At 58.1% G+C, this 17058-nt stretch carries 12 protein-coding genes and 1 tRNA gene; 7 read left to right on the forward strand and 6 right to left on the reverse strand.

The window, feature by feature from the left end:
* Complete coding sequence (locus MAIT1_RS17640; RefSeq protein WP_085444859.1) at window positions 1-294, forward strand: transcriptional regulator; 294 nt, start codon at window positions 1-3, stop codon at window positions 292-294.
* 290 nt (window positions 295-584) lie between these two features.
* Window positions 585-2189, forward strand: coding sequence for a phosphoenolpyruvate carboxykinase (ATP) (gene pckA / locus MAIT1_RS17645; RefSeq protein WP_198947926.1), 1605 nt, complete (start codon window positions 585-587; stop codon window positions 2187-2189).
* A 184-nt stretch (window positions 2190-2373) separates the two neighbouring features.
* Here pckA and MAIT1_RS17650 read toward each other — a convergent pair whose 3' ends face one another.
* Window positions 2374-3312, reverse strand: a complete 939-nt coding sequence (locus MAIT1_RS17650; RefSeq protein ID WP_158089598.1) for a tetratricopeptide repeat protein — start codon at window positions 3310-3312, stop codon at window positions 2374-2376.
* A gap of 494 nt (window positions 3313-3806) precedes the next feature.
* Here MAIT1_RS17650 and MAIT1_RS17655 point away from each other — a divergent pair, with 494 nt between their 5' ends.
* From MAIT1_RS17655 to MAIT1_RS21635, 3 genes are all read left to right on the forward strand, one after another.
* Window positions 3807-4478 carry a response regulator gene (locus MAIT1_RS17655; protein WP_158089599.1) on the forward strand — a complete coding sequence of 224 codons (672 nt, stop codon included), beginning with the start codon at window positions 3807-3809 and terminating at the stop codon, window positions 4476-4478.
* Complete coding sequence (locus tag MAIT1_RS17660) at window positions 4475-4777, forward strand: hypothetical protein (protein ID WP_085444863.1); 303 nt, start codon at window positions 4475-4477, stop codon at window positions 4775-4777. Before MAIT1_RS17655 ends, MAIT1_RS17660 begins: the two co-directional genes overlap by 4 nt.
* A 116-nt stretch (window positions 4778-4893) precedes the next feature.
* Complete coding sequence (locus tag MAIT1_RS21635) at window positions 4894-5811, forward strand: cache domain-containing protein (protein WP_143814915.1); 918 nt, start codon at window positions 4894-4896, stop codon at window positions 5809-5811.
* 13 nt (window positions 5812-5824) lie between these two features.
* Here the strand turns inward: MAIT1_RS21635 and MAIT1_RS17675 are convergent, their stop codons facing one another.
* Window positions 5825-6808 carry an IS3 family transposase gene (locus MAIT1_RS17675; protein ID WP_198947753.1) on the reverse strand — a complete coding sequence of 328 codons (984 nt, stop codon included), beginning with the start codon at window positions 6806-6808 and terminating at the stop codon, window positions 5825-5827.
* 11 nt (window positions 6809-6819) lie between these two features.
* Window positions 6820-7122 carry a transposase gene (locus MAIT1_RS17680; protein WP_085440078.1) on the reverse strand — a complete coding sequence of 101 codons (303 nt, stop codon included), beginning with the start codon at window positions 7120-7122 and terminating at the stop codon, window positions 6820-6822.
* Between the two features lie 170 nt (window positions 7123-7292).
* On the opposite strand from MAIT1_RS17680, the gene MAIT1_RS17685 reads away from it, so the two are divergent.
* Window positions 7293-11495 (forward strand): response regulator, encoded by a 4203-nt coding sequence (locus MAIT1_RS17685; RefSeq protein ID WP_158089600.1) that lies wholly within the window; start codon window positions 7293-7295, stop codon window positions 11493-11495.
* 2 nt (window positions 11496-11497) lie between these two features.
* Entirely contained in the window at window positions 11498-12604 is a 1107-nt protein-coding gene (locus MAIT1_RS17690; protein ID WP_085444867.1) for a hybrid sensor histidine kinase/response regulator, read from the forward strand.
* A gap of 179 nt (window positions 12605-12783) precedes the next feature.
* Here the strand turns inward: MAIT1_RS17690 and MAIT1_RS17695 are convergent.
* The 3 genes from MAIT1_RS17695 to gyrA all read right to left on the reverse strand — a co-directional run bounded on the left by MAIT1_RS17695 (window position 12784) and on the right by gyrA (window position 16964).
* Window positions 12784-12873: transfer RNA gene (locus MAIT1_RS17695), tRNA-Ser, on the reverse strand.
* A 29-nt stretch (window positions 12874-12902) separates the two neighbouring features.
* Entirely contained in the window at window positions 12903-14201 is a 1299-nt protein-coding gene (serS, locus tag MAIT1_RS17700) for a serine--tRNA ligase (RefSeq protein WP_085444868.1), read from the reverse strand.
* A gap of 15 nt (window positions 14202-14216) precedes the next feature.
* On the reverse strand, window positions 14217-16964 hold the full coding sequence (gene gyrA, locus MAIT1_RS17705) for a DNA gyrase subunit A (protein ID WP_085444869.1): 2748 nt from the start codon (window positions 16962-16964) through the stop codon (window positions 14217-14219).
* Window positions 16965-17058: the final 94 nt, after the last annotated feature.

The raw sequence follows: 17058 nt of genomic DNA on the forward strand, positions 1-17058 counted from the left end.
ATGGGGGGCGGCGATCTATTGGATCCTCTGCTGCACCAGCCGGTGCGAACGCGCCTGGCGGCGCTGTTGGCGGGGCGCGAGGGGGCCAGTTTCAGCGAGTTGAAAAAGGCGCTGGAGCTGACCGACGGCAACCTTGATGCGCATATGCGCAAACTGTTGCAGGCGGAGTATGTCGAAGCGGAGCGTCATGGGGTCGGGCCCAAGGGGCAGACGGTGTACGCCTTGACCGCCAAAGGCCGCACGGCGTTTCAGCACTACGTGGCGGCGCTGGAGAAGCTCCTCTCCCTGGGTTAGCCGTCTGCTCCGTTTATTCTCCCGCCACTCGGCGGCGGGAATTCCATCGAAGAATCCCCGGATTTGGCAAATACAGGGGTGACGCACAAGACTGCTTTATGCCAAGATAACGTTGCTGAATCATCAGCGGCGTGTGGCAGCCTCTAAAATACCGATTCATACGGCGCTGTGTTGGCGTTTGACATCGCTGGCGCAGCGCATGGGGATGTGTGCATACCCTGTCCCGCCCATCGCGTCGCGTTCATGACGGATCCCACTCATCGGATGGACTTCGATACAGGATGCTTCTTATGGATCTCAAGGCCCTGGAACCCTATGGCATCACCGGCGTTGCGGAAATCGTGCGCAACCCCTCGTATGATCAACTGTTTGCTGAAGAGAGCCGACCGGAGTTGGAAGGCTTTGAACGCGCGCAAGAGACCGAGCTGGGCGCGATGAATGTGATGACCGGAATCTTCACCGGTCGTTCGCCCAAGGACAAATACATCGTCCTGGATGACGCCACGCGGGACACCATCTGGTGGTGGACGGCGGATAACAAGTCCGATAACAAACCGTTGGACCCGGCTACCTGGGCGGAGATGAAGCAGTGTGTGGTGGAGCAGCTCTCCGGCAAGCGGCTGTTTGTGGTGGACGCCTTCTGCGGGGCCAATCCCGATACGCGCTTGAAGGTGCGCTTCATCATGGAGGTGGCGTGGCAGGCGCACTTTGTCACCAACATGTTCATCCGTCCCAGCGCCGAGGAGCTGGCCAACTTCGGCGAGCCGGACTTCGTGGTGATGAACGGCTCCAAAACCACCTACCCGAAGTGGCAAGAGAAGGGGCTCAATTCGGAGAACTTCTCGGCGTTCAATCTCACCGAGCACATGCAGATCATCGGCGGCACCTGGTACGGCGGAGAGATGAAGAAGGGCATCTTCTCCATGATGAACTACTATCTGCCGCGCAAGGGGATCGCCTCCATGCACTGCTCGGCCAATAAGAACGAGGCCGGGGATGTGGCGATCTTCTTTGGTCTGTCGGGCACCGGCAAGACCACCCTCTCCGCCGACCCCCACCGTCTGCTCATCGGTGACGACGAGCATGGTTGGGACGACACCGGCGTGTTCAATTTTGAGGGCGGCTGCTACGCCAAGACCATCAATCTGGACCCCGAGGAGGAGCCGGACATCTACCACGCCATCAAGCGCGACGCGCTGTTGGAGAACGTCACGGTGGATGAACGCGGCAAGATCGACTTCAGCGATGGCTCGGTGACGCAGAATACCCGGGTCTCGTACCCCATTGAGCACATCGACCATGTGGTCAAGCCGCCGTCACGGGGCGGCCACGCCACCAAGGTGATCTTCCTCACCGCCGACGCCTTTGGGGTGTTGCCGCCGGTGGCCAAATTGGACCACGAACAGACCCAGTACCACTTCCTCTCCGGCTTCACCGCCAAGTTGGCGGGCACCGAGTGCGGCGTCACCGAGCCCACGCCGACCTTCTCCGCCTGCTTTGGCGCGGCGTTTTTGAGTCTGCACCCCACCCGCTACGGGCAGGAGCTGGTCAAGCGCATGGATGCGGTGGGGGCCCACGCCTATCTGGTCAACACCGGCTGGAACGGCACCGGAAAACGGGTGGCGATTCACGATACGCGGCACATCATCGACGCCATTCTCGACGGGACCATCGAGCAGGCGCCGACCATCACCCTGCCCATTTTTAATCTGGTGATCCCCACCAAGCTGCACGACGTGGAGCCGGGGATTCTCGATCCCCGCGACACCTATGCGGATCCGGCCCAGTGGCAAGCGAAGGCGGAGAAGCTGGCGGCGCTGTTCATCAAGAACTTCGCCGCCTATACGGACATCGCCCATGGCGAGGAGTTGGTCCGGGCGGGGCCGCAACTGTAGCTTGGGGGGAGGGCTAAGCCGCATAGCGCAATCATCAGGGGCTCAGAGAGGGGCCGAAGAGCGCCTGAATGGATGAATGCGCAGTGAAGTCCTGAAAAGCCAGCTTTACGCTGGCTTTTTGGTTTTTGGCAGGCCGTAAGCTTGGGCGCTTATGGAGACGATGTTTTGGCGGGTGGAGCCGAAATTACTCTGTCTTGGGGGGTGAGTTTAACCACGCCCGCGTCAAGCTCCGCGCTTCCTCAATCTGCTCTGGCGTCATCATCGACTCCAACTGCTCAAGATTGCGCAGTCCGGAAACCGGGTTCTTCTGACGCGCCAAATCAAACCATTTGTGGGCTTGGATAAAGCTTTTCGTCACGCCGTCTCCTTTGGCGTAGAGCACGCCCAAATTGACAAGCGCTGGGGCAAACCATTGCTCGGCGGCTAGCAGGTACCACTTTGCCGCCTCGCTGAAGTTCTGTGGGACGCCTTTGCCGGTTGCATAAAATATTCCCAAGTAAAATTGCGCCTGGGCAAAACCATTCTGTGCGGCTTTCTGATGCCAGGTTATGGCCTGTTCGAAGCTTTGAGAAACGCCGACTCCCTTCGAATACATTTCGCCAAGCCTGTATTGTGCGCGGGCGCTTCCTTGATTGGCCCAGTAGAGGGCGCCGCGAGCCTCTCGTCTCCAATCACGTTGCGCATTTGCCCGCTCAAGCTCTTGTTGGGTCATTTTCAGTGGTGTGAGGGCAATTTGCTGGAGGTTGCCGAAACCGCCTTCGAGCTCTTGCTGAATATGCATAATTTCGCTGGGCATTCCATGCCCCTCATTGACCAGTAGAGTGGCGCTTTTCAACAGAATTCTGGCCTCTTTTTGCCTGTTTCGACTCAGCGCCTGTTCCGCCAGCTCGATATAGCGCTCAAAAACACGCCGTAAACCTGTGTTCGCCTGACTGTTCCCAGGGTCTATTTCGAGGACCCTCTTGAATTTTGCATAGGCGCTTTTCGTCTTGTGGCGCATCAGTTGGTCACGCGCCAAATGCTGCTCCGCTTGTTGCAGTAACGCGCCGATATTTTCTGCGTAGGCGCAAACGCTGGGAGGCAGAATCATCGTCATCAGAAAGAAAAACACGAATCTATTCATCTCTTTTCCATTGTTAGGGCATGCCGTCGCCATGGCCTCCGCAGCACAAGCAGAGCACGAAGCTACTCTTCGCCGTATGGAGCCGAACAGCTTGTCTTAGAATGGGCGCGCCGCATGTGAGCGACCCCGCTGGCGCGCGCCTCTTCTGCGCCTAAAATGCGGGTTTTGGCGCATGCAGAAAAATATCCCCATCTCACTGCTCGGCACAGTCAGGCGAATTCGTTGGAACCGTGGGCGAGGACCTTCTCTGCGGCGCCGGAGACTTATGCGAGCGGGGCTGGCATCAGGAAATATGATCGCCAGCAATTTTGTTGTTGTGCAAAACTATCTGGAAAATTAGCATGTTTTGCATAAGCTGGCATGGGTTTGCCGTGTTTGTACGGAAACATCGTCAGAGAGAGATTGGAATTTAAGCTTCCTTGGGCGACGTCGGTTTGAGGGAAGCGCGATCCGTATCCTGCCATCTCAAAGCCGACCAATGCATGAGGGTTGATATGAATTCCGACACAAAACCAAATAACAAACCGACTGTTCTCATCGTTGATGATGAAGAGGCCACGTTTCAAATTATTAAGGCGGCATTGGGAGGCGATTATGCTTTTGAGTATGCGGACAATGGAAAACGTGGATTAGATAAAATCCTCAATGCAAAGCCAGACCTCGTTTTATTGGATCTGGAGATGCCTGTAATGAACGGTTATGAGGTCCTGGGGAGTCTTGATCTCACCGTGGCCCACGACTTCGATGTTATTGTTCTGACGAGTGATAATCATCTGTCAGTCATCGAACGCTGCTACAAGCTTGGCGTGAATCTGTTTATGCGCAAGCCAGCCAACATATTCGAGATCAGAGGGGTGGTGCAAAGAACGATTGCGTCCCGCCAGTACAAGCGCAGTCTTGTGTTGGAAAAACTCTATGTGAAAAGCCTGTTGGATAGCTCGGAGAGCGCGATCATCGGGCTTTCTCAAGATTTGAAGATTACTCTGGCCAATCCGGCGGCGCTCAGCATGCTGGAATATGATATGGAAGAGATTGTTAATATTGAGCTGCGTGATCTCTTTGCCGATCAGATCGAAGCGAATATGGCGGAGGTGTTTGCCAATGCCGGCCGGTTATTCAGCAAGGGACCTCCTGGAAGGGCAAAAGCGGAAACACGGTTGCCGTGAGTTTGACGATCTCCTGCTTGACTGATGATTCCGGCGCCGTGGTTGGCGCCGTTGTGAACGCCAAGGATGTCTCACGCCAGCGCCGTGCGGCGGAGATGATTCGAGATAAACAGACAAAAGAGTTGGTCGCTCGGAGCTTGAAATCGACTGCGGTGGGGATTGGGCGTTGCCAGGATCACCTGTCGCAGGTCCTGCAAATGTTCACTACCCAAAACGTGGATGAACAGGCCCGAGAGCAGATTGCGTCAGCAAACGACATCTGCACACAACTCCTTCGAGATCTCAGCGCCAGCAAGTAGGATTTTGGCCGCTTTTGAGATACTGATAAGAGCCCAAGCCGTTCTCTTTACGGGTAGAAAAGGGCGCTCCTTTTCCGTGTTCAGGCCGCACGACAAGATTCTGGATTTGAAATCACATGAATGACCATCTTGCTGCATGGAATGCTGGAGTGGGGCGCACAGGAAACGCAAGCGCCCGGCGCGCCTCTCTTCGTCATAAGCTGAGTTTGTATATTTGGCTCTTATTGACGGCTTCGGGCATCGCAGGCGGACTCGTTATCCAGTTTCTCTTTGATGAGCAGGTCATCAGTGCGCGGGGGACGCTCTTTCTCCATATTGCGGAGAGCATGGTCAATCAGCTGGACCGGGATATGGCGGCCAGGCTGAATGAGATCACCATGCATGCTGGCGATGAGCGTCTGACGCGCGACCTCCTCTCCCCAGAACAGCGACGTGAATTGTTGACCCGTTGGCGGGATAATTCCGCATTCGCCTGGATCGGTCTGCTTGATCGCAATGGAAAAATCGCCATCGCCTCCGATGGCCTTCTTGAAGGAGCCGATGTTTCCAAACGCGACTATTTTCTCGCAGGCTTGCGGGGTGAAGCCTATGCGGGAGATGTCCATGAGGCCCATCTCCTGGCGCAACACATGGCTCCGCCGCGGCATGATTCCCTGCCTCTGCGTTTTGTCGATGTGGCGCATCCTATTTTGGATGAAGAAGGCGCCTTTGCCGGCGTGCTGGTCGCCCATATCAGCTGGGATTGGGCTGGTGATGTGCGCAATGGGTTGCTGCAACCCCTCGGCAATGCGCGTGGGTTGGAAGTGATCCTGTTCAGCAGTGAGGGCAAACCGTTAATTGGACCGGATTCCGTCATGGCCTCCTCACAGCAGGAGATCTTTCCTCGCGGCGGGAAAGAGAGAGCAGAGGGCGACGGGTATCAACTGACGCATGATGAAAATGGTCAGGAGTACTTGGCGGGATTTGCGTTCAGTAAAGGCGTTATGGGCTTCCCGGGGATGTGCTGGTTCAGCGGAAACATGACAACCGTCTAAACCAAAATATCAGTTAGCTGTTCGCCTTTTCAGCCATTTTTTGGGATGGCTGAAAAGACTGCTTTTGGTGCGTCGTCCGACGCCGTTCTCTGGCCGCCTCAAGCTTTTCATCTCGTTCGGCCAGGATCTGCACATGCCGCCCTTCCAGGCGATCCTGTGGGGTGACGTAGTCGATGGCGCTATGGAGCCGCCGGGTGTTGTAATGCTCGACGTACTTTCCCACAACCCGTTGGGCATCTTCCAGCGATAATGGCGTCTGAGGCCGAATGCACTCACGCTTCAAACTACCGTGAAAACGCTCCAGTTTTCCGTTGCTCTGCGGATAGTAAGGCGAAGTCCTCACATGCGTCATGCCGGATTCCCGGATGAACGCCTTAAAATCGTTGGCAACGAACTGCGGCCCATTGTCTGAGATCAGCCGCGGCTTAGCTTCCGGATAGGCCTCCTGAGCTCGGAGCAGGACCACTTCAACCTCATCTTCCTTCATCGACTCACGAATCTCCCAGTGGAGGATAAACCTGCTACATCCATCCAGGACACTGCACAGATAGTAGAACGTCCCCTGGATATTCAGATAGGAGATGTCCACATGCCAGTGTTTATGCGGCTCCGAAGGCTGTTTGAACCCTGTGCCCTTCTGCGAGGGCGATGGGCTCCAACGACGCATCAGCCCGGCAGTTCTGAGCACACGCAGCACTGAAGAGGGGCTGACCGCCACCACGCCTGCATCCAGCATCATGTAGGTCAGGCGCCGATAGCCCTCTGACGGATGTTCATGGAAAAAGGCGACAATCGCTTCCCTTTCCCAATCGTCCAGCCAAAAATCTCGGGGAATACGGCCATTGTGGTCATTAACCATTCCATAGCGCTTGCGCCATGAATAGAACTTGCCCCTTTGCACGCCTATCCAGTTGATAATTCGGCTCGTGTCGATTTCGCTCTTGTCTGACCAAAACGCCACGAAATTCACCACCGAATCCCGTATGTCCGGCTCCACCCAGCAGCCGTTCAGCTCACCCCAAGACTTTTTTTTAGCGCAACATGCGCCTCAAGAAGCTCAGACATAACTTCATTTTTGGTTGCCAACTTCGCTTCTAGTTCGGCAATCTGTCGGTCACAAGCCTTTTGGCCGCGTTTGTCAGACAAGGCCGCTTCGCCGTTCTCAAACAAAGCCTTTTGCCAGCGATAGTACTGGCTGGGCTGAATGCCCGCCTCGTCGCACAGATCCGAGAGAACCACCTTCTCGACCAGGTGACGGCGCACATAGCCTACCTTCTGCTCAGCCGTAAATCTCCGCTTCTTCCGTTCCATACAAACCTCCGCTTATTATCTACACATTATAAACGGCTTGTTTGTCATTTTCCAACTGAACCGAAACAGGGATGGGATGGCGCGTATTGGTCCGGCAGCCCTCTGACATCGCTCTGGCTGAAGGAGAGGCTATTAAGACCGGGCTTTGGCTATTCGTCGTTTGTGGCTCCATGCTCATTGGCTGGTGGGTTTGGTCGGCGGTCGGGCGTTTGGTGGCGCCCATTCACGCCATTGCCGATGCGGCGCTGAGCATTGCCCAAGGCGATCTGGCGCAGAGCTTGCCGTCGGTTGAGGGGCAAAGCGAGGCGGGCGTGTTGTCCGAATCGCTCAATGCCATGCTTCGGACGATAGTAGAGCAAAAAGAGTGCGTGTCTGAGGCGAATCTGAGGTTGGAGGAGCGGGTCGCGCAGCGGACGTTGGATTTACATGAGAGCAAACAGGTCTTCACAGACATTCTTCGTTCAATGACCGATGGGGTGTTGCAGATCGATACAAAGGGCGTTATCTCCACCTGCAACCAAGCTGCGGCGCACATGTTCGGGTTTGCAGAGAATGAACTGATCAACCTGAATATCCAGCAGCTTATCCCTTCTGCATTGTTTAAATTGCCGCATTTTTCCAATGCAGACGCCGTCGTTCCCTCGGCATCGCCCAGCAAGGTGTTTTTTTTCCAAGAGATCGATGGCATTGCAAAAGATGGCTCCAAAATTCCCGTCAGTTTGACCATTACCCGGGGCGGACCCGCGGAAAAGCCATTCTTTACGTTGGTTGTTCGGGATATTTCGGAACAGAAAGCGGCGGAAGCGACCTTACGCATCGCCGAGGCAAAACGACTCCAACTGCAAGAGCAGATGGAAGCGATCCTCGCGAATATGCCGAACATCGTCTTTCTCCATACTGTGAATAATAAGATTCTGTTTGTGAATGAGCGTTTTGCCGATGTTTTGCAGCGAAAGCCAGATGCCTTCGCAGGCAAAAATATTGCCGACATCTTCCCAGACTCCTTGGCGCAGCAGCTGGAGGAGGCCAAGCGGTGGGTGCTCCAACGCGGACTGCCAAAATATGAGAACATCGCCATTCCCAGTAGCTCCGGGCGACGCTACTTCGATTTGACTCTCTTCCCCTTAACCCTCGACGCCACCTCAGAGCCGCTCGTATGTGGCATCGGCACGGACATCACGCAGCGCTATCTGGAGGAGCAACTCCAATCGGAAGCGCGTAAAGTTTCTGAAAAAATCGCAGCCGATGATCCGCTGGAGGATATCTGCTCCGCCATTGTTGATTTCATCGAGGCGATCAATCCAGCAAGCTACGGCTCCATCCATCTGCTGGTTCCCGGCTTCAAAACGCTAAAGTTCGTCGTGGGCGGAGGTCTGCCCGAGGCGTATGTGAAGCATGTCGAATCGTTTGAGTCTGGCAAAGGCGTGGGCTCTTGCGGCACCGCGGCGGCCACCGGCAAGCCGATGATTGTAGGGGATATCGCCCACCACCCCTATTGGGCGGCGTTCAAAGACGCCGCTTTGGAGAGTAACCTGCGCGCCTGCTGGTCATTTCCCGCTGTGACCAAGTCAGGCGAGGTGCTGGGGACTGTCGCCATGTACTATCAGGAGCCGCGACAGCCCTCCGATCGCGATATGACGTTGATGCGCGTGGCGGCGAACCTACTCTCCATCGCGGTGATCCATGACCGCAATCGCCAAGATCTGATCGACGCCAAAGTGCAGGCCGAACAGATGCAAGAGCGCCTGGAGTTGGTGCTCAAAGGGGGCAATCTTGGCACCTGGGATGTGGATCTGGTGAATGGGACGCAGGTGGTCAATGCGCGCTGGGCCGAGATGATCGGCATGTCCCTGGAAGAGATTGGCAACCCCTCCACCAAAAGTTGGATGGATATCGTCCATCCTGACGATAAAGAGCGGGTGCTGAAAACGGGCCGGGATTACAAAGAGGGCAAAATTCCCGTTTATGAGAATGAGTATCGCGCCATCCTTGCCGATGGCGAAACCCGCTGGTTCTACTCGCGCGGAGAGGCGGTGGCGTGGGATGCGGAGGGCAATCCGACACGCATGGCGGGGACGGCTCTGGATGTGACGGACCGCAAGCGCATGGAGGAGGAGCTGGCGCGGGCGAAGCGCGAGGCGGACGCCGCCAACCGGGCCAAAAGCGATTTTCTGGCCAATATGAGCCACGAGATCCGCACGCCGATGAACGCCATCATCGGCTTCAGCCACCTGTGCCTGCAGACGCCGCTCACGCCGCGCCAGCAGGACTATGCGAGTAAGGTCCACACCTCCGCCAACTCGCTGCTGCAGATCATCAACGAGATTCTCGATTTCTCCAAAATTGAAGCCAACCGTCTGGAGCTGGAAGCGACCCGTTTTGAGATTCAGGATGTGTTCGATCGCCTCTCTACCGGGATCATTCTCAAGGCCATGGATAAGCGCCTAGAGTTCATTACCCTCTGTGCGCCCGATGTGCCCATGGTTCTGATCGGCGATCCGCTGCGGCTGGGGCAGATTCTGTTGAATCTGGTCAATAATGCGGTGAAGTTTACCCATGAGGGGGAAGTGGCTGTCCATTTGAGCGTACTCGAAAAGCAGGCGGATCAGGTGCATCTTCTCGGTTCGGTCAAAGACACCGGCATTGGCATCGGTCCTGAGCAGAAAGAGCGTCTGTTCAAAGCGTTCAGCCAAGCGGACAGTTCAATTACGCGCATGTTTGGCGGCACCGGGCTGGGACTGGTGATTACGCAACATCTGGTGCACATGATGGGCGGCGACATCCGGGTGGAGAGCGAACCGGGCCAAGGCAGTGAGTTTCTGTTCGACATCTGGATGCGCTATGAAGAGAGCGAGCCGCCGCACCTTGAGGGCGCGGCGCTACAGAAAATGCGCGTGCTGGCGGTTGATGACAACGCCAGCGTGCGGCAAGCGTTGAGCGATTATCTCACCTCTTTTCACTTTGAGTTCCTGTTGGCCGACTCGGGGGCGCAGGCGATTCAGTTGATCAAGCAGGCGCAGAGCGAAGAGGCGCCGATCTCCCTGGTGCTGATGGATTATCAGATGCCGGGGGAGGATGGCGTGGCGGTGGCGCAGGCCATTGATGGAGACGCGGAGATCCGCATCAAGCCGCGCACGCTCATGATGTCGCCCGAGAGCGACAGGCCGTTTTTGGAGGAGTTGGTCGGCATTCATGGCATTGTATCGTACATGCCCAAGCCCACCACGCAGAGTATTCTGTTTGACGCAATCGTCGGGGTGGATACGCGGAGCGCCAAGCATCGTGATCCAGATGTTCAAGGGAGAACTCTGTCCGCCAAACCCCTGCCTGACCTCAGTGGCGCGCGCATTCTTGTGGTTGAGGATAACATCATCAATCAACAGCTTGCCAAAGAGCTGCTGGAAGTGGTTCGCGCCCAGGTTAGTATTGCAGGCAATGGACAGGAGGCTATTGAGCAGCTGGAAACAACCGCGTTTGACTGTGTGCTGATGGATATGCAAATGCCGGTCATGGATGGACTGACCGCCACGCGAAAAATCCGCACCGATGATCGCTGGCGCAGCGTGCCGATTTTGGCCATGACCGCCAATGCCATGAAAGACGAAGTACAGGCGTGCTTGGATGTCGGGATGAATGAGCACATCGCCAAGCCGATTGATCCTGATCGGCTGTATACAACCATCGCGCATTGGGTCGACGTGAAAGGGGTGATAGAGCCTGAAGCCGGGAAACAGTTGGACCTGGATATCACGGTGGGAAAAGATCTGCAGATCGATGGCGTGGATATGCAGGATGCGCTCTTGCGAGTGGGTGGAAATCTGCAGACACTGCAATGGCTTTTGCTGCGTTTTGTTGAGAATAACAGCAGCGCGGATGTCGACTTGAAGGCGCATCTCGCGGCGCAGGAGTGGGAGAAAGCCAGACACTTGGTCCACGCTATTCGGGGGGTTGCGGGGAATATCGGCGCCAAGGCGCTGCGCAGTGAGGCGGAGAGTTTGGAAAACGTTTTAAAGGCGTCTCCCTCCGAAGCGCCGGACGTCGCGCCGTTTGCGGCGGCCTTGCAGCGCCTTTGTCAGGGCATTGCGGCGGTTCTCCCCAGCGGAGATGAGGGCGGCAAGAAGGGGGAGGTCGCCTCCAGTGATGCATTGGATTTGGAAAAGATCCAAAGCGTTCTGAAACAGATCGCCACCGCGTTGGATCATGAATATAGCGCGGTGGAGCCGCTGATGGAGACACTGAGGCCGCTGCTTTCCCGCTCGAGCCTGAGCGGGCAACTACGTTCCCTGACGCAACAGGTGGAAGAGTTCGAAACAGAAGTCGCGCAGAAAACCATTCAGCAAATGCTCGACGAGCTTGTCGGCAAAGAGGGGTAACCATGACGTCCAGCGTGAAGCCGAAGATCCTGGTGGTGGATGATGTTCCTGACAACCTGCGCGTATTAATGGGGACGCTCTCGGACGACTATGCCGTGGTCACTGCCCGCAGTGGCGAAGAGGCGTTGCGCAAAGCGGGATTGGACCCCAAGCCTGAACTCATTCTGCTGGATGTGATGATGCCGGAGATGGATGGGTTCGAGGTGTGCCGACGCCTCAAGGCGCAGAAGGAGACAAAAGAGATTCCGGTGATATTCGTGACCGCTGTGGATGATCACGACAGTGAGATTGCCGGTTTGGAAATTGGTGGCGTGGACTATATCCACAAACCCTTCTTCCCGCCCATCGTGAAAACCCGGGTGGCGAACCATTTGGCCCTGGCAAGATCCCGCAGGGTGTTGTTGGAGAGAAACGCCGCCTTGGAAGAGAACGAGCGTCTCCGGGATGATATTCAGCGCATCACCCAGCATGATTTGAAAGCTCCGCTCAACAGTATCCTGAACTTTCCTGAACTGTTGATGGGGGAGCCGAATATCACCGATGAGCAGAAGGTATGGTTAAAGAATATTGTCCGGGCCGGGAAATCGATGCTGGATATGATTAACCACTCGCTGGATCTTTACCGCATGGAGAGAGGGACCTATCAGTACCAGCCTGATCTCCACGAACTGGACAAGGTGATTGAGCAGGTTGTGTCCGACCAGGAACGATTTGCCGGTATGCATGATGTCAAGATAGACGTTCAAACAGAGGGTCTAAGCGCCGAGGAGTTAAGAATTCCACTGGATGTGACGTTGAGCTATTCGATGTTTTCCAATCTGGTGAAAAACGCCATTGAGGCTGCGCCATCCGGCTCAGAAGTCTCTGTGCGGATTGAGCCGGAACAGGATCAATTGGCGATCTCCGTGTGTAATCAGGGCTCTGTGCCTGAAGAGATTCGAGATCGGTTTTTCGATAAACTTGTCACAGCAGGAAAGAAAAATGGCACAGGGCTGGGGACTTACTCGGCTCGACTGATGGCGCTGACGCAGAATGGCGCCATCGACATGAAGAGTGATGAACAAGAGGGAACAGCGTTGACTGTGCATCTTCCGCGCGCCATCGGGTGAGCGCGGAAAGTGTCGCAGCTTCGCGAAACAGTCAGACAGATTGCCTGGCGCGGCTTGGCCAAGCGGGGGGCATCCGGTTCACACCCAAGCGAGAATCAAACCGTACACCAAGCCATGCTCCGTAGCCAGGCCATACCCCGGAAATGATCGCGAGTCGAGCGCATAAAACATTGAAAAAATGGCGGACAGGGTGGGATTCGAACCCACGGTGGAGTTGCCCCCACGACGGTTTTCAAGACCGTAGCCTTCAACCACTCGGCCACCTGTCCGCATGCGAAATGTTCTGCTCTGCGCGCCCTTATGGGGCCGGGGTGAGAACCTCAACGCCGCCCATGTAGGGGACCAGCGCCTTAGGCAGTCGAACGCTGCCGTCGGCCTGTTGACCGTTCTCCAACACCGCCACCAGCGCGCGGCCCACCGCCACGCCGGAGCCGTTGAGGGTGTGGACCAGTTCCGGCTTGCCCTGGGGCTCGGGGCGGAAGCGCGCCTTCATGCGCCGCGCCTGGAAGCTCTCAGTGTTGGAGCAGGAGGAGATCTCCCGGTAGCGTCCGGCGCCGGGCAGCCACACTTCCAAATCATAGGTCTTGGTTGCGCCAAAGCCCATGTCGCCCGCGCACAGGGTCACCACCCGATAGGGCAGCTCCAGGCGCTGCAACACCATCTCCGCGTGGCCGGTGAGGGCTTCGAGAGCGTCGTAGCTCTCCTCCGGGCGCACCACCTGAACCATCTCCACCTTGTCGAACTGGTGCTGACGAATCAGGCCGCGGGTGTCCTTGCCCGCCGCGCCTGCTTCGCGGCGGAAGCAGCCGGTCCAGGCGGTCATGCGCAGGGGCAGTTGATCCGCCTCCAGAATCTCGCCCGCCACCAGATTGGTCAGCGGCACCTCGGCGGTGGGAATGAGGTAGAGATCATCCTGGGTCTTGAACAGATCCTCTTCGAACTTGGGCAGTTGCCCGGTGCCGAACAGGGTTTGCGCATTGGCCATCACCGGCGGCAGCACTTCCATATAGCCGTGTTCGCCGGTGTGCAGGTCCAGCATGAAGTTGGCCAGCGCCCGCGACAGACGCGCGCCCAACCCCTTGAACACGGTAAACCGCGCGCCAGCGATTTTGGCGCCCGCTTCGAAGTCGATGATGCCCAGACGCTCGCCGATGTCCCAATGGTTCAGCGCCTCAAAGGGCAGGGGGGTGGGCTCGCCGCCCACACCGGCGCCCGGCGCCCAGCGCCGCGCTTCGACATTGTCGTTCTCGTCGGCGCCGTCGGGCACGGAGTCGTGGGGCGTGTTGGGCAGCGCCTCCACCACGGTTTGCACCTGCTCGTCCAGCTCCTTGAGCTCGGCCTCTTTGGCTTTGAGCGCCGGGCCGATCTCCTTCATCTGCTCAAACAGATCCGCCGCGTCGGCCTTCTGCGCCTTGCGCGCGCCGATCTCCTTGGACAGGGCGTTGCGCTTGGCCTGCAACTCTTCGGTCTGCACCCGCAGGGCGCGCTGTTGCTGATCCAAGTCGCGCAAGGCGGCCAGATTCAGACCGCCGCCGCGTCGTTGCAGTTTCGCTTCAACGCCTTCCATGTCGGCGCGAATCTGTTTGATATCCAGCATTGCCTGCCTCCCTGCTTAGCTTGCCGCGTCATCGGCGCCGACGTCGCCTTCGGGCGCGCCATCGTCGATGTTGTCGATGCTTTCGATGTTCTCGTCATCCATTTCGGCGTCATCGTCGGACTCGGCGATGCGCGCCACCGACGACACCCGTTCGCCATCGGCCACATTGAGCACGCGCACCCCCTGGGTGCTGCGCCCGGCCAGGCGGATGGAGTCGACGCCGGTGCGGATCACCGTGCCCTGATCGGTGATCACCATCACCTCGTCGCCGGGCCACACGCCCAAGGCGCCCATCAGCGCGCCGGTCTTGTCGGTGACCGACATGCCGATCACGCCCAGACCGCCGCGCCCTTTGGTGGGGTACTGCGCCTCTTCGGTGCGTTTGCCGTAGCCGTTGGCGGAGATGGTGAGGATTTCACACTCGCTTCCCGGCTCCACCACCACCAGCGCGATCACCTTGTCATCGCCCTTCAGGCGCATGCCGCGCACGCCGCGCGCCACCCGGCCCGAACGGCGCACATGGTTGACGCGGAAGCGGGCGGTTTTGCCCGCAGCGCTGAACAGCAGCACGCGGCCGCGCTCCACCGTGGCATCATCGTCGCCGCTGTCGTCGGAATCGTCGGCGTCATTTTCGATCACGGCGACGGCGGATTCGTCGTCGTCGCCATCCTCGCCGCCGGTTCCCAGCTCTTCCAGCGGGGTGGGGGCCAGCGCCACGCCAATCAGGCCATCCTCGTCCATCAGGTTGATGGCGCGGATGCCGTTGGTGCGGATGTTGCCATACGCCGACAGCGCGGTCTTCTTCACCAAGCCGCAGCGGGTGGCGAAGAGGATATCCCAGGCGTCCCACTCTTTGGGGTCGATGGCCACCGGCACGATCTGCGCCAGCTTCTCGCCTTCATCCAGCGACAGCACATTGACCACCGGGCGACCGCGCGAGATGCGGCTGCCCTGGGGCAGTTCGTAGACTTTCAGCTTGTAGACGCGGCCTGTATCGGTGAAGCAGAGGATGGTGGCGTGGGTGGAGGCCACGAACATCTGTTCGATCCAATCCTCATCCTTCATGCCGGTGGCGGACTTGCCTTTGCCGCCGCGACGCTGGGCGCGGTAGTCGGCGCTGGCCTGGCGCTTGATGTAGCCGGCGTGGCTCACCGTCACCACCATCTCCTCCTCTTCAATGAGGTCGGCGATGGAGAAGTCGCCAATGGCGTCGAAGATCTGCGTACGGCGCGGATTGGCGAAACGCTCCTTGATCTCCAGCAGCTCGCCGCGAATCACCTCCATCAGCACCGTTTCGGAGCCGAGGATCTCTTTGAGTCGCGCGATCTCTTTGAGGATCTCGGCGAACTCGTCGTGGATCTTCTCCTGCTCCAGGCCGGTCAGGCGGTGCAGGCGCATATCCAGGATCGCCTGGGCTTGGTCGGAGGAGAGCTGATAGCCGCCGGGCACAAAGCCGGGGGAGGCGATATCGCCTTCGCCCATGGCGCGCAGCAGCATGGACTCCACTTCGCCGCGTCCCCACACCTCTTGCATCAGCCCCTCTTTGGCCACCGCCGGGGAGGAGGCGGCGCGGATCAGGGTGATGATGCGGTCGATATTGGCCAGCGCAACGGCCAAACCTTCCAAAATGTGCGCGCGGGACTGCGCTTTTTTCAGTTCGAACAGGGTGCGCCGGGTCACCACCTCGCGGCGGTGCTTGAGGAAGGCGTCGAGGAAGCCGCGCAGCCCCAGGGTTTGCGGACGACCCTCCACCAGCGCCAGGGCGTTGACCCCGAACGAGGTCTGCATGGGGGTGTGCTTGTAGAGTTGGTTGAGCACCACATCGGACTGGGCGTCGCGCTTGAGCTCCACCACCACGCGCATGCCCTGACGGTCGGACTCATCGCGCAGGTCGCTGATGCCCAGGACTTTCTTCTCCCGCACCAACTCGGCGATGCGCTCCACCAGGCGTGCTTTATTCACCTGATAGGGCAGCTCGGTGACGATGATCGCCTCGCGGCCATCTTTTTTGGTCTCGATGTTGGTGACCGCGCGGATCACCACCGAGCCGCGCCCGGTCTCATAGGCGGAGACGATGCCCGCATGGCCGTGGATGGAGCCGCCGGTGGGGAAGTCGGGGCCGGGCACATATTGCATCAGGTCGCGATTGGAGAGCGACTTGTCGTCGATGAGGGCGCAGGTGGCGTCGATCACTTCGCCCAGATTGTGCGGCGGAATATTGGTGGCCATGCCCACGGCGATGCCCGCCGAGCCGTTGACCAGCAGGTTGGGGAACTTGGCTGGCAGCACCTGCGGCTCGGACAGCGAGCCGTCGTAGTTGGGCGAAAACTCCACGGTCTCCTTGTCGATATCGAGCAGGAGTTCGTGGGACAGGCGGGTCATGCGCACTTCGGTGTAACGCATGGCCGCCGGGGAGTCGCCGTCCACCGAGCCGAAGTTGCCCTGGCCATCCACCAGCATGTGGCGCATGGAGAAGTCCTGCGCCATGCGCACGATGGTGTCGTACACGGCGGTGTCGCCATGGGGGTGATATTTACCGATGACGTCACCGACCACGCGGGCCGACTTTTTATACGGGCGGTTCCATTCGTTGCCCAGTTCGCGCATGGCGAACAGCACGCGCCGGTGCACCGGTTTGAGCCCGTCGCGCACGTCGGGCAGGGCGCGGCCGACGATTACGCTCATGGCGTAATCGAGATAGGACCGCTGCATTTCGTCTTCGATATTGATGGGCTGCTGTGCGCTGTTTTCGGGTTCACTCATGGGGCGATGCCGTTGCCGTCCTTATTGGGGGCTGGAGATCTCAGCCGCGCTGGAATTTCGTGACCCATTACTATAGCGCATTGATGGGAACGAC

The sequence above is a fragment of the Magnetofaba australis IT-1 genome (genome assembly GCF_002109495.1).
Lineage (GTDB): Bacteria > Pseudomonadota > Magnetococcia > Magnetococcales > Magnetococcaceae > Magnetofaba > Magnetofaba australis.